Below are 13899 nucleotides of genomic sequence, written 5' to 3'. Positions count from 1 at the left end.
TTCACGAGGCGGAAGGCCACTACCGGCGGCTGATCGGGCTACGGCCGGATTGCTGGCTGGATTACTCGAACCCGGGCGCATTCTACTACCGCATCGGCCGCTATGCCGAGGCGGCGCGACTGTTCGAACAGGGCAGCCTGCGGGCGCCGAAAACATCACCCTCCATAGCAATCTCGTCGCCATGCGCTTCAAGCTGGAGGAGTACGATCAGGCCGAGGTGGCGATCAGCCGGGTGTTGAAGATGAGCATGGAGCTGTCAGCGGCCGCTCTGTCCAACTGGGGGACCATGTTCTTCTACCAGCGCTGTTTTGTGGACACGGCCGGGATGTTCGAGCGGGCCGCCGCCCTGGGCGCCGGAGCCGACCACTTCGTGATCCGGGGCAATCTCGCCGAGTGTTATCGCCGGCTGCCCGGTCGCGATGCGGAGGCTCGGACCAGCCTGGCGAAGGCCATCGGGCTCGCCGAGGGCAAACGGCGGGAACGGGCGAAAAATCCCGCCCTGCGTTCGCGGCTGGCGTTCTACTACGCTTTGGGCGGGCGCGGCGCGGAGGCGTTGGCCGAGATCGGCGAGGCTCGCCGCCTGGCGCCGCGGGACGCTGAAGTCTTGCTCCGGGCGGTCCGCGTGTATGAACTGTCGGGCAGACGGGATGAAGCGCTGGCCGCTCTGGGCGAAGCAGTGGTCCGCAACGCATCGCTGTCCGATCTGCCCAATGATCCGGACTTGGCCGCCCTGAGACAGGACCCGCGATTCGGACAGATCGTCAATACCGTTCCGACGAACGGACAGAACCCAAGAAAATAGAAAGAATTAAGGCCGTAGCCGGGTCAAGGGATCCGGAAACCAACGGGAAGGAGGATAAATCTATGGGCGCGGAACAGGTCTTGTTAAGTTTGTCTGATCCCCCCGTCAGAATCCTTTATTCCAGCGATGGAGTCCACTTCTACCCTCATCATCGTTTCTATGTCACTGCCGATGACATCGTCGAATGGTATTATCGCCCCGCCAAGCTGGGCATTCATTTCGTCGGGGTTTCGCCACTGGTTCCGCATTTTCCTGTCGGAACCACTCCGGGCGTGCTCAAGGCAACAGTGGCCAACGCGCCGCCTGAATCCGGCAAATACTTTGTGGCGCTTTACGACAACGATCACGGCACGCTGGTCCCATACGATCCGGAAATGATTGTGAATCCAGGCGGCGGCACGGGAAAGTAGCGGTACGCTCCGTGCCGATCCATCCGGCGCCAGGCCCGACAATGAACTGATTCACTTGCCGGGCCGGCCCAGGATCACCACGACCTCGTTGCCGCCGAAGGCGGTCTCGGCCACCGTCTCGCCCAGGAAGATGAACCCGTCCCGGGCGGCGGCCTGCAATTCCCTTTCCATGGTGGACGTCTTGTTGGTGGCGAGCAGCCGGTACTGGTACCGGCGGGGTGGCCCGCCGGCGTGCCGCTCCAGCACCACCACCACTTCGCGGCCGCCGAAGGTGCTGTCGTAGATGGTCTGGCCGCGGTAGAGAAAACCGTCGGCACCCGCCTGCGCCATTTCCCGTTCCATTGTGGACGTGCGGTTGGTGGCGAGCAGCCGGTACTCGTACCGCTCCGTGTCGTCCGTCGGCAGGCGGCGGATGATGGCCACTAGCTCGTGGCCGGGCACCAGCGTGCCGCCGCCCATGAACGCCTCGAAGCGGGATCCGTCGCGGGCGGCGTCGTTCAACTCCTTCTCCATGGTGGATGTGCGGGATGTGGCCAGCAGCCGGTAGTGGACGGTTGAATCCTCTCCGGCGACGGATCCGGCGAGCAGCGCCAGCAGCAACAACACCATTCCGCAGATTGAAAACAGTCTTCCCCGGTTCATGTGGCCTCCCTCTGCGGGCCCGGCGTCGGGATTCGCTCTTGGTCCCGGCGGCCGGGCGTGGTATATCTCCGCATGAATAGACCGACGAGCCGAGCGGAAGGTTCAACTGGTCGACGGCCCGGCGGATGTTGGGGGCGGGAGGAGGTGGCATGGAGATCCGGACACGCGATGTGACCACAGCGCTCTGGCCCGACGTGGAGTCCCTGTTCGGCGCCCGCGGCGCCTGCGGGGGGTGCTGGTGCTGGTACTGGCGCCTGGCCAAAGGCGAGTCGTGGGACGCGGTCAAGGGCGAGCCGGCCCGGCGGCGGCTGCGTCGGGGGATCGCCAACGGCGCGGTCATGGGCGTGCTCGCCTATGCGGATGCCGAACCGGTGGGCTGGTGCACCTACGGGCCGCGTCCGTCGTTCGCCCGGTTGGATCGCGCGCCCAGCCTCCGGTGCCCGGACGCCGATGCCGTGTGGTCGGTGCCGTGCTTTTTCGTCCGGCGGGACCATCGCGGCCGGGGGGTGGCCACCGCGCTGCTGGCCGCCGTGGTGGCGGCGATCCGGGCCCGCGGCGGCCGGATTGTCGAAGGGTATCCGGTCAAGCCGGCCCGGACCGGCCGCCAGCCGGACGCCTTTGCCTGGACGGGGACCCGGGCGCAGTTCGAGCGGGCGGGCTTTGTGTTGGCGGGCAATCCCGACGGCGGGAAGCAGCGGTACCGGCTCCGGCTGGCCGGCGAGTGAATCCGGGCGGATCCGATGGCGGGGCGTCCGCATCTGTTCATGAGTTAGTATGAGCCGGGTGGGTGAATGGCCGACCGAACGTTCTGTATCTGCTGGAACTGGGAACACGACGCGGGCTTCATCCGCCTGCTGGAGGCCGCGTGCGCCAGCCGGGGGCTGGGCCTGATCCAGGTGACCCCGGCCAACCTGGCCGACAGCATCCGGCAGTTGCGGGAGGGCTGGCTGACCTTCCACGGGTTGCTGGACCGCGCCTCCGACACCGACGAACGGTTTCTGGAAGTGGTGGAGTGGGCCAGCGACCGCGGCGTCTATCGGATCAACCCGTACGAGCGGGCGCGCCTGCAGTGGGACAAGGCGACGGTCCATATCGTGCTGAGCCATGCCACCCACACGCCGCGCACCATCATCCTGCCGCCCTTCGACCGGGTGCCGGAGCTGCCGCCCCTCGATCTCGCGCCACTCGGCGAGAGTTTCTGCATCAAGCCGGCCCAAGGCGGCGGCGGCGACGGGGTGGTGGTGGGCGCCACCACGCTGGACGAGGTGGTCGCCAGCCGGCAGGAGTTCGCCGCCGACCGCTACCTGCTGCAGTCCATGGTCCGTCCGGCGGACCTGAACGGCCGGCCCGGCTGGTTCCGGGTGATCCATTTCGCCGGTCGGGTGTTTCCGTTCTGGTGGAACCCGAAGACCCACGTCTACGCCCCGGTAACCGCCGAGGAAGAAGCCGGTTTCGGGCTGGGGCCGCTGCGTTCGGTGTCGGCGTCCATCGCCTGGGTGTGCGGGTTGGAGCTGTTCTCCTCGGAAATTGCCCGGACCCACGACGGCTTGTTTGTGGCGGTCGATTACGTCAACGACCCGGTGGACCTGCGCCTCCAGTCGGAGACGCCCGACGGTGTTCCGGACGAGACGGTCGCCGTGCTGGCGGCCGGACTTGCCGATCTGGTCCAAGCCGGCGGGCCGCAGCTGTAGTGGGAAGATCCCCCGCGTGCGTGGACGAACATCCCGGCTGAAATTCCGTAAGACAATTTTGTTCTCCAGCATCGATGACGAGGTGACCATGCGACCCAAACTGTTCCTCGCGGTGTGGCTGGTGTTGCTGGCGGCAGGAGCCGCCGGCGCCGGCGAGACGCCGCCGTTCGCTTTTGACCGATACCACGATCCCGAAGTCGTCGCGGCCCGGCTGCATCAACTGGCCCAGGTGCACCCGGACGCGGCACGGGTGCACGCACTGGCGGACAGCCCGGGCGGGCGGCCGCTCCTGCTGCTGGAGATCGGTCCCGAGACGGCGGCGCCGTCGCACCGGCTGCCGGCGGTGCTGGTGGCGGCCAACCTGGAGGGCAGCGTCCCCGTGGCCAGCGAAGCCGCCCTGTACCTGGCGCAGCTCCTGCTGGACAAGCCCGAGGCCCGCGGCGACCGCACCTGGTACATCACCCCCCTGGGCAATCCCGACGCCGCGGCCCGCTTCTTCCGCCGGCCGCTCGTCGAGGACAACCGGAACGACCGGCCGTTCAACGACGACCAGGACGACCGCATCGATGAGGACGGGCCCGACGATCTCAACGGCGACGGGCTGATCACCCAGATGCGGGTGCCCGATCCGGCCGGCGAGTGGATCCCGGTGGAAGGCGAACCCCGCGCCCTGCGCAAGGCGGACTGGTCCAAGGGGGAAAAGGGTCAGTTCAAGCTCTACACCGAGGGCATCGACAACGACGGCGACGGCCGCTACAACGAGGACGGCCCGGGCGGGGTGGATGTGGGCCTCAACTTCCCCCACCTGTTCAAACCGTTTACACCCACCGGCGGCGCCTGGGCCGGCAGCGAGGCGGAGAGCTACGCGCTTGTCGCCTTCGCCTTCGCCCATCCGGAGATCGCGCTGGTGGTCACCTTCGGCCGGTCGAACTTCTGTCTGAACCCGCCCCGCGGCGGCCGGACCGGCACCGCCGACTTCAACCGGATCAAGATCCCCGAGCGCATCGCCAAGTGGATCGGCCTCGAGGCGGACAAGACCTACACCATGGCCGAGGTCATGGAGGTCGCCAAGCGCTTGGCCCCGCCGGGCATGGAACTCACCGAGGCGATGGTGGCCAGCTTCCTGGGTCTCGGGCCCGTGGTCAATCCGCTCCCGGAAGACCTGAAGTTCTATGAGGTGCTATCCAAGCAGTACAACGAGTTTCTGAAGGATCGGAAACTAGACACCAAGCGCCTCGACCCACCGGCCGACCGGGACGGCAGCTTCGAGCTGTGGGCCTACTACCATCTGGGCCGGCCGTCCTTCGCCATGGACTTCTGGACGCTTCCCGTGGTGGAGAAGGCCAAGCCGGCCGGGGCCGACCCGGATGCGCTGACGCCCGAGAAACTGGAAACCATGACCAGCGGGGAGTTCCTGGCTTTGGGCGATGAAAAAATCGCCGCCTTCATCAAGTCATCCGGGGCGCCCTCATCAATCCAGCCGGCCATGGTCATCAATGCCGTCAAGGCGGGCATGATGACACCGAAAAAGATGGCCGAGATGATGAAAACCATGCCCAAGCCGAAAAGTGCCGAGGGTCTCGATACGGAAACCGAAGCCCTGCTGGCCTTCAGTGACAAGGTGCTAGGCGGTGCGGGATACGTGACGTGGCAACCCTTCCAGCACCCCACACTCGGGGCGTTGGAAATCGGCGGCGCTGCGCCGTACGCCACCGGGACGCCGCCGCCGGCACAGTTGCTCCCGCTCCTGGAGGGTCAGGTCCCGTGGGTGCTGACCCTCGCGGACAAAATGGCGCGGATCCGCCTAACGAAGGTGGAGGTGACGGCGCTCGGCGGCGGCATCCACCGGGTCAAGGCCTGGGTGGAAAACACCGGTTACCTGCCGTATACCACGGCGATGGCGCAGCGCAATTCACAGTACACACCGGTGGTGCTTGAATTGAAGGGTGCGGGCCTCCGGTTCCTGGAGGGCCGGCCCCGGAGCCTGGTGCGGCAGGTTGCCGGTCACGGCGCCGAAACGGTCACCTGGCTTGTGCAGACCGACCAACCCGTCAGCGCCACCATCACCGCCACCACGGCCACGGCGTGGGGCGACGAGATTAGCGTCCAGCTGGGAGGTGTCCAATGAACCGCATCACGCCATGCGGCCTCTGCCTGATGATCATCCTGGCGCTGGCCCTCCCCGTCCGGGCGGACAGGGCGCAGGCGGCCGTGCCTCTGTCGTTCGATAACTACTACACTTACGAGGAAGCGGGCCGGGCGCTCGAGGCGCTCCATCAAGCCTACCCCAAGCTGACCCGGCTCGACGTGGCCGGCCACAGCGACGAGGGGCGGGTCATCTGGTGCCTCACCGTGAACAACCCGGCTACCGGCGCGGAGCTGGAGAAGCCGGCGATTTACGTGGACGGCAACATCCACGGCAACGAGATTCAGGGCGGCGAGGTGTGCCTGTATCTCCTGAATGAGCTTCTCACCCGCTACGGCAAAAATCCGGAAATCACCCGTCTCGTGGACACGCGCTGTTTCTATGTGGTGCCGGTGGTGAATCCCGACGGCCGGCACCACTTCTTCGCCGACCCCGGCAGCCACAGCAACAACCGGAGTCTCCGCTACCCGCTCGACGACGACCAAGACGGGCTCGTGGACGAGGATTTTCCCGACGACCTGGACGGGGACGGCAACATCTGCACCATGCGCCGGCGCGATCCGTTCGGGACTCACCGCACCCACCCGGAGGATCCCCGCCTGATGGTCCGGGTCAAGCCCGGTGAAAAGGCCGAATGGGTCTTGTTGGGTTCGGAAGGGATCGACAACGACGGCGACGGCCGGGTCAACGAGGATGCGGAAGGGTACGTCGACCCAAACCGCAACTGGGGCTATGACTGGATGCCCGCCTATGTCCAGAGCGGGGCGGGACCCTACCCGTTCGCCGGCCGGGGCCTGCGGGAGCTGGCCGCATTCATCCAGGCCCGCCCCAACATCAACATGGCCTGGACGTTCCACAACTTCGGGGGCATGTACTTACGCGGGCCCAGCGCCAAGAGTCAGGGCGAGTATCCGCCCGAAGACGTGGCGGTCTACGACTACATTGGCAAGCAGGCCGAAAAGATCACCCCGGGCTACCGCTACATGCTGAGCTGGCGGGATCTCTACGAAACTTACGGCGACTCGAGCGAGTGGCTGGCCATGACCCAGGGCGCCTACGTCCTCGTGGGCGAGCTGTACGCGTCGGAGGAGGAGAGCTTCAACAAGCAGTCGGCCGAGCGCAAGGTAGACCCCGACTATGAGTCCGGCGCCATGTTCGGCGACGATGCCGCCCGGACCCTGGAGCGGCTCCGGTTCAACGACCACCTGGCCGGAGGCGAACTGTACCAACCGTGGCGCGCCTTCACGCACCCGCAGTACGGTGAGATCGAGATCGGCGGTTGGGTGAAGATGAGCACCCGGCTACCGCCCCCGTTCCTGTTGCGGCAGATGCTCCATCGAAACGCGGCGGCGGTCCTGTTCTCAGCCAAGCAAACGCCTGAAGTCGGTCTCGAAGTCGCCGCCGTGGAGCCGGCGGGCGGCGGCCTGCACCGGGTCACGGTGCGCCTGAGCAATCCGGCGGCGATGCCGTCCATGACCGCCCACGCGCGGCGGGTGGAGCTCTACCCGCAGGACACGCTTGTGCTGGCCGGGTCAGGTGTGAAGGTGGTTGCCGGTGGGCGGGTGATCAATCCTGCCACCGGCGAAGTGGACTTCGTGGACCACCGTCCGGAGGTCCAGTTCCTGACGGTGCCTGGTTTCGGTCGCATGGAGTACCAGTTTCTGGTGTCGGGTAAGGGGCAAGCGGAAGTGACGTACACGTCCCGACATGCGGGCGTACGGCGGGCGAGCGCGCAGATTCCCTGAGCGTATCCGGGCGCCCGCTCGAACCGAACGGGCGCCTGGCCCATGGTCAGGGCAATTCCAAATAGTACCAAATGATCTTCCAGACGCTGTCCTCCTGCCGCCAGACCAGGTAGGTGACGGCTGGCTAGGTGCCGGCCGCCTTCAGCGAGAAGGCCGTGCCGTTTCAGCTGCCGTAGGTGGGACCGCCAGGCGCAGGTCCCGTTCGAACGGTTGGCTGCAGTCAAAGGCATCATCATAGGGATTCGGGATGCAGAAAATGGTGAAGGCTTTCATGTGATCATGTCGGACCATTTGGACGGCTGGGTTGGCCAGGGTGGCGGTGTGCAGCGCACCCTCCAGCCCGGTCACCGGGCCCATCTTCTCGCAGACCCCTGCCATGCTGGCGCAGATGAAGCCGGCGAATGCCTCCGGTGAGTCCATCGGCGGTGTGTCCGCCGGCAGAAAGTAGTTCAGGCAGGGGAAGGTACGGGGTGCGATGTGGCGGTGGCTCCAGTCGAAATCCTGCTCCAGGAGCCAGGCGGTGAAGAAATCCGTGGCGGCCGCGATCATCCCCGGATCGCCGGCAACGGGCGCCGAAGCCGCGGCGGGAGCTGCGGCGGGGCGCAGGTCGGGTGTCCATCGGCGGGGCCTTGTCGGGTTCGATCTTGGATGCGACGATCTTACGGTTCTTGTCCTCCCGCTCCCACAACATGTAGAGAGTGGCGCCTTGCCGGATTGGGATGGACAGATAGAACGCCGATGCATAGAACCGGCCGTAGCGGTCAGAGTCCGTTGGGGGCGCAAGGTCCGGTGACATCCGAAATCCCTCTTCGCAGCAAATGGCATCGCCGAGAGCGGTGGGGACGCGGTACAGGAAGACCAGCGCCCGGTCAACGTGTTTCGCCAGCTGCAGGCGTGGATTGTCCAGCCGGACCGGATGGACCACGCCGTGCAGGCTGGACACTTTCCCGATGACCCGGATGGCCTCCGCCATGGCTTTCAAGATGCGGAAGGGAGCCATCTCATAGTGCACGGACATTCCCGGCCGTTGCTCCACCAGCCAGGCGGACAGGAAGTCTTTCACCGTCGCGGAGATTATCTTCCGCCCGGCCCGTGTTTCCTTAGGGGATGAACGGATCGCCCGTGTCCTCTCCCAACGCGTCCAGGAACGGCAGCCCAAAAAAGATCCGCCACCAGTCGGTCAGACTCGACCTCCGGGTGTTGTGACGCTCGGCGTTATCGTCCGCGCGGACGTCGGAGTTGGCCGACGAGAGATGGCCGTTGAAAAGGGCGGCGGTTATTTGGCTGACCGGTTATCCACGTCGACATCCGGGCGGTGGCCGTCGGTGGAGATCGATATCTGTATGGACGGCACGCCGCCCTGCTGGCGGAATTTCTGCGATTAGTCCTTGTGGTAGCTGACGTTGTCTGAGCCCTGCCTGAATTCCCGGCAGCGATGCAAGACAACCAGGGTGTCAGGGCGCAACTGTGTGTACATGCGCAACTGCAGTTCCCCTCATATGCCGGGCATCTGGCTCTTCACGGTTTCCATGTAGAGGGCCAGATCCAGTACGTTGCCAAGCGGGGCTTCTGTTTCGTCAGTCAGCGTTGAATTGATCATGGCATGGGTAATAGCTTTGAAGGTGGCTCGGTCGGAGATGGACACGCGTTCGAAAATTTCCTCCGGCGGCGGGAGTAACTTGCCAGTCAGTTGACTGAACCGTGCGAGTCAGTCATCCGGCGGGCGCTGCTGCACGGGCATCCGGTCGTCGTAGCACCCGCTGAACCGGAACACCGGCTGCGGTTTGTCCTGCGGACGTGTCCTCCGCGTACGCGCCAGCAGACAGAATTATGCCCGCCGTGCCGAGCAGCACCAGCCGCAGCATCCAAACAACCACGCCAGTCCCCTGATCATGTCTGTCTCCTCCCAAGGACAGAGGAGGGCTGAATCGGAAAGCGGCGTACCATCAAATCAGCCTCACTTTAGATAACGGGAAGACTCAGCGCGGCACCACCCAGATGTTGTCGCGCAGCGCCAACTGGACGTCGTCGAGCCAGACGACCCGTCCGGCGCCGCCGGGGCGGAAATCGGCCACGATATCCACGTGCTGAGCGGAGGTGTTGTACGCGCCCTGCCGGCGCAGCTCCTCCAGCCGGGCCTTCCCCTCCGGCGAGTCGGGGTCGTCCACGTAGCTCTCCTTGTAGCTGTTGCCGATGGCGATGTGCAGGGTGCCGCCCACCTTCTCCACGAACAGCGGATGCTTGAGGGCTCGCTCCAGGCCGTTGTTCATGCCCAGGGCCACCTCGCCGAGGCGGCGGGAGCCGTCATCGGTTTCGATGATGCCGCGCAGGACGTCGAGTCCCTCGTCCGCCGAATACTCGCAGATGATGCCTCCCTCGAGCCGGAGGTAAATCCCGCGGATAGTGGCTCCGGAGTAAAGGACCGGCAGGTCCAGATAAATCTCCCCTTCCACCGAGTTGGCGGCGGGGCTGGTGAAAACCTCGCCGTCGGGGAAGTTGCGCTTGCCCACGCACTTGACGATGCGCTGGCCGGCGATTGACAGGTCCAGTTCCAGCGACCGGCCGGTCTTGGGGCAGGCAGTGACGATGCGCATCCGGCGGGTGCGGGACATGATCCGGTGGATCTCATCCTCTACGGCTTCGAGCATCTGCGGATCGGTGGTGGAGGCGCGGACGATCACCCGGGTGTATTCCTCCAGTGTCAGCCCCTCCAGCTCGGCGAAGCCCTGTGTTGGAAACAGGGTCAGCAGCCATTGCTTGGCCAGCCGGATGTTCTTGAATGGCTCGTCGGCTTTGACGATGGCCGAAGCCGCCTCCGCCGACAGGTGGGCATAAAGCTCGGGCCGCTCGGCGCCGAGGATTTCGATATACTTGGTCATGGCCTCATAGCGCTGCCGGTGCCAGGCCGGCACCCGGGCGATCTGCTCGGGTGTGCCAAGGCGGGCCATGGCGGCGCCCCATACCCGGCCGCGGTCGTTGTCCGGCGCTACCAGGTAGATGTCGGCGACGGCGCCGGCGGCAATGACCTTGTCCTGGAGGGCAGCTATGAGCGGCCACGTCACGGGTTCGCCCTTGATCATGACGACATCGTCAGGTGCGATGCCGCCCAGTGAATGGTTCAGCATGTATCCGGCCCAAGTTTCCAAGTCCCGGCCGGAGACGGTGGGGTGCATATGGCCTCCTGTTGCCTTCGATTCAGCGGCGGTACGTAAACCATTATACCGCTCGGCGGACGCTGCGCCAATTGCACCCCGGGAGGTGGCAAGCCAGCGGCGACCTCCCGGTGTCGGGAGCCTCCGTAGCGTGTGTGCAGATCCCGACGCGATTAGAGCCGGTCAGATTTGGCCGAGTGGATCCACCCGGCGTCCGACTGGATGTCGGTTTTGTAGACCACCAGGTCGGCGTCCCACTGGTTGTCAGTGAAGTAAACGATCCGGTCGGCATCGCTCTGGATATCGGTGTAGCACCAGACGGCGCTCGTGTTGGCGTCCCACGGGCTCGTGGTCTCAAAAACAGCCAGATCGGCCTCGGAGCGGATGTCGGTCACAAAGACCTTCAGGTTGGCTTCTGACAAGATGTCTGTCCGGAACAGTTTCGGCATGTGTCCTCCTTGGGCTGGGCGAATGCCGGTCCGCGAATCGTATGCGCCGGATCGGCGGTCACCGGAACTATTGCGTTAGACAGGCGGAACAGTGGTTTTTATGCACTGATGCGAGCGGCGTCAGTGCCGCCGGATTGCAATGGCCCCTCGTTTGTTGGGAGAGGCTCCTTCAGCGTTGGACATTTTGAGCCGACGAGACGGCGGCTCTGACCTGCAGTGCGGGTTCCGGTGCGTTGGCGGGGGCGGCAGTCGAGCGCCTGGTCAAGCCGGAACGAATCAGACTGATTATGGTTGGGGTGTTGGCGATTAAGAGCCGGAACCAGGCCCAACGGCTTTTCTGGGGGAAATAGATCCCCCTAAAAAACAACCGCGAGATGAAGTGCATGAACTGATACCCGAAATTCTTTTGGTTCCGTTTCAGCCACCACTGAGACTGGCGGAACGTGGATGGCCGGTAGCTGTGAAGCCAGGAATGGTACACTTCCGCTTCTAAATCTGCGGCTGTCATCCGGCGATGGGTAAATGCGGTCTTAAATGCTTGAAAATCCAACCAATGGCGGGGGCGCGACAGACGGCGTTCCTTTTCTAGGCGCCGATAGAGGGGTGTGGCCGGGTAGGGCGTCAGCAATCCGAAGACCGGTAATACGGGAGGCCAGGTCCCGATCCGCTCGAGTGTTTTATTTGAAACGCCGGTTTCATCGCCGTCCAGGCCGTAAATGAAAGAGGTGATGGCGTACACGTCATGCTTGGCCAAGAGGGCTAGTGTGGCAGCATATTCACCCGGTTTGTTGAAGTCTTTATGGGCTTCGGCGAGACTGGCTGGCACTACCGATTCCAACCCAACGAAAATCCAGCGGCAACCGCTGGCGGACATCAGTTCAACCAGCTCTTCATCCCGAAGAAGGTTGACGCTGACCTGTCCCACCCACGGGAGACAGACATCCTCAGCGATCATGCGTCGCAACAAGTTTTTGGTGCGGCGCCGGTCGATCGCGAAGTTGTCGTCGACAAAAAAAACCATCATCAGAGCATTCTCACGCCGGCCCAACGCTTTGAGGCGGCGGATTTCCTCTATCACATTGTCGGTGGTGCGGAAACGAACGTGGCCGCCAAAAAAACCGGTCACCGAACAGAATTCACAGCCGTAGGGACAGCCGCGCCCAGTTTCGACGGGGATGACGAAAGCCCGTTGGAACGGGATGCCCAGGCGGCCGAACAGTTTGCGGACCACACCAGGCACATGGCGCATCAGGTCAAATCGATCCATATCCATTTGGTCCCACGGCATGATGGGATAGTTTTGGAGGGATGGCTTAGACGCAGCCCCGGCGCAGGTTGGAGCCTGATAAATGCGATGAAGCCGTCCGTCAGCTACGTCACGGATAACCTCGGGCCAGAGATCCTCAGCTTCGCCGACCACGACGGCGTCGGCGTGCCGTGGGCCACCCTGGCTGCCCAGCGCTTCATCGGGAAGCGCACTGACGTGCGGTCCGCCCATGATGACAGGGATAGTGGTGGCGGCTCGAACGGCATCGGCCATCCGATAGGCCTTTTGGGCCATGCGTGTCATGAAGCCCATGCCCACCAAATCGATGTGATGCTGATGGATAAACTCAACTAAGCCGACTTCATCGTAGCGGTCAACATTTCCGTCAATGATGGAGACCGGGTGTTGCGATGGGGTCAAATTTTGCAGCAGGATTGGCCAGAGCTGGGGAACAAAATTATCGGTTACCTGGTTGTCGGGTACGTAGAGAAGGATGTGCATAAGCCGGCCTGTTCCGGGAAATATTGACCGGTATGAGTGGCTGGGCAGTGGGTCAATGGAAGATCGTGTTTTCTGCTCTGGTCAGTATCGGGTGTCTTTCCGGCCTGTGGTGATACGGCAACCCAAAAACAACGAACTGTTGATATCTTAACACCGATAGCCGCCGGTGTCCCGGTATATTTTGACGTGGTTATAGCTTAACGCCGCAGCCGGCGGGCGCGGCGCCGGAAGAACTGCTGCAGCGGCTTTTCGTACGAGGCGTCGGCCAGAATCTCCACCTGGTCGACGCGCTGCTTGCGTAGCAGCGCCTGACGCTCGCGCCGATGGGCGTCCATGGCCTCCTGATAGCGACGCCGTGTCGGCGGCCAGAACGCCGGAACCAGTCGCAGCTGACCGCTCTCCAGATCGGCCAGGCGGAGCCATCCCAACGGCGGCAGCGACCGCTCGCCGGTGTCGGTGATGGCGATACCCACCAGGTCGTGCATGCGGGCGGCAACGCGCAGAGCGTCGGCGTAGCCGGCGTCGAAGAAATCCGAGATCAGGAAGACAATGCTGCGCTTTTTAAGCACACGCGAAGCAAACTCCAGAGCGTTTCCAATGCTCGTGTCCGGCCGCGCGGGCTGGAAGGCCAGGATCTCCCGCACCAGCCGCAACACATGGCGCGTGCCCTTGCGCGGCGGAATATACTTTTCCACGGCGCCGGTGAACAGCACGACGCCCACCCGGTCATTGTTGCGGATGGCTGAGAAGGCGATGATGGCTGCGATTTCGGCAGCAACCTCTTCTTTGCTCTTGGTGCCCGAGCCAAAGCCTGTAGACCGGCTGGCATCCACCAGCAGCAGCACGGTCAGCTCGCGCTCCTCGACGTATTTCTTCACATGGAGGGAACCGGAGCGGGAAGTCACGTTCCAGTCGATGGTGCGGATATCGTCCCCGGCCTGGTAAGGCCGGACCTCGCTGTACTCGATCCCGCGGCCCTTGAAAACGGAGTGATACTCTCCGGCCACCGCCTCGTCCACCAACCGCCGGGTGGCGATCTCGATTTGCCGGATCTTCCGGTAGATGTCCGGGGAGAGGCTCACGGGGCACATCCG

General features: G+C 64.1%; 13 protein-coding genes. 6 read left to right on the top strand and 7 right to left on the bottom strand.

What is annotated here, in order from left to right; all coding sequences use genetic code 11:
- Window positions 1–181: 181 nt before the first annotated feature.
- Window positions 182–802 carry a hypothetical protein gene (locus tag GX414_03680; GenBank protein NLI46185.1) on the top strand — a complete coding sequence of 207 codons (621 nt, stop codon included), beginning with the start codon at window positions 182–184 and terminating at the stop codon, window positions 800–802.
- A gap of 62 nt (window positions 803–864) precedes the next feature.
- Entirely contained in the window at window positions 865–1212 is a 348-nt protein-coding gene (locus GX414_03675) for a hypothetical protein (protein ID NLI46184.1), read from the top strand.
- A gap of 51 nt (window positions 1213–1263) precedes the next feature.
- Here GX414_03675 and GX414_03670 read toward each other — a convergent pair whose 3' ends face one another.
- The gene (locus tag GX414_03670) at window positions 1264–1854 is read right to left on the bottom strand and encodes a hypothetical protein (GenBank protein ID NLI46183.1); all 591 of its coding nucleotides are present in this window, start codon (window positions 1852–1854) and stop codon (window positions 1264–1266) included.
- Between the two features lie 149 nt (window positions 1855–2003).
- On the opposite strand from GX414_03670, the gene GX414_03665 reads away from it, so the two are divergent.
- The 4 genes from GX414_03665 (at window position 2004) to GX414_03650 (ending at window position 7436) form a co-directional block, all read left to right on the top strand.
- Complete coding sequence (locus GX414_03665) at window positions 2004–2579, top strand: GNAT family N-acetyltransferase (GenBank protein ID NLI46182.1); 576 nt, start codon at window positions 2004–2006, stop codon at window positions 2577–2579.
- Between the two features lie 66 nt (window positions 2580–2645).
- Window positions 2646–3545, top strand: coding sequence for a hypothetical protein (locus tag GX414_03660; protein NLI46181.1), 900 nt, complete (start codon window positions 2646–2648; stop codon window positions 3543–3545).
- An 88-nt stretch (window positions 3546–3633) separates the two neighbouring features.
- Entirely contained in the window at window positions 3634–5673 is a 2040-nt protein-coding gene (locus tag GX414_03655; GenBank protein ID NLI46180.1) for a hypothetical protein, read from the top strand.
- On the top strand, window positions 5670–7436 hold the full coding sequence (locus GX414_03650) for a hypothetical protein (GenBank protein ID NLI46179.1): 1767 nt from the start codon (window positions 5670–5672) through the stop codon (window positions 7434–7436). The genes GX414_03655 and GX414_03650 overlap by 4 nt, the downstream gene beginning before the upstream one ends.
- 141 nt (window positions 7437–7577) lie before the next feature.
- On the opposite strand, the gene GX414_03645 is transcribed toward GX414_03650, so the two are convergent.
- The 6 genes from GX414_03645 to GX414_03620 all read right to left on the bottom strand — a co-directional run bounded on the left by GX414_03645 (window position 7578) and on the right by GX414_03620 (window position 13896).
- A complete protein-coding gene (locus tag GX414_03645; GenBank protein ID NLI46178.1) occupies window positions 7578–7985 on the bottom strand; it encodes a hypothetical protein in 408 nt (135 codons plus the stop codon).
- Window positions 7986–8931: 946 nt separating this feature from the next.
- Complete coding sequence (locus GX414_03640) at window positions 8932–9081, bottom strand: hypothetical protein (protein ID NLI46177.1); 150 nt, start codon at window positions 9079–9081, stop codon at window positions 8932–8934.
- Window positions 9082–9415: 334 nt separating this feature from the next.
- Window positions 9416–10609 carry an aminopeptidase gene (locus GX414_03635; GenBank protein ID NLI46176.1) on the bottom strand — a complete coding sequence of 398 codons (1194 nt, stop codon included), beginning with the start codon at window positions 10607–10609 and terminating at the stop codon, window positions 9416–9418.
- 152 nt (window positions 10610–10761) lie between these two features.
- Window positions 10762–11037, bottom strand: a complete 276-nt coding sequence (locus GX414_03630) for a hypothetical protein (GenBank protein NLI46175.1) — start codon at window positions 11035–11037, stop codon at window positions 10762–10764.
- Window positions 11038–11206: 169 nt separating this feature from the next.
- The gene (locus GX414_03625) at window positions 11207–12805 is read right to left on the bottom strand and encodes a B12-binding domain-containing radical SAM protein (GenBank protein ID NLI46174.1); all 1599 of its coding nucleotides are present in this window, start codon (window positions 12803–12805) and stop codon (window positions 11207–11209) included.
- 197 nt (window positions 12806–13002) lie between these two features.
- Window positions 13003–13896 (bottom strand): DUF58 domain-containing protein, encoded by an 894-nt coding sequence (locus GX414_03620; protein ID NLI46173.1) that lies wholly within the window; start codon window positions 13894–13896, stop codon window positions 13003–13005.
- Window positions 13897–13899 lie beyond the last annotated feature (3 nt).

This window comes from Acidobacteriota bacterium, assembly GCA_012517875.1.
In the GTDB taxonomy this organism is placed as follows: domain Bacteria; phylum Acidobacteriota; class JAAYUB01; order JAAYUB01; family JAAYUB01; genus JAAYUB01.
Note: the sequence above shows the minus strand (reverse complement) of the source record. Positions and strands in the feature narration are given on the sequence as shown.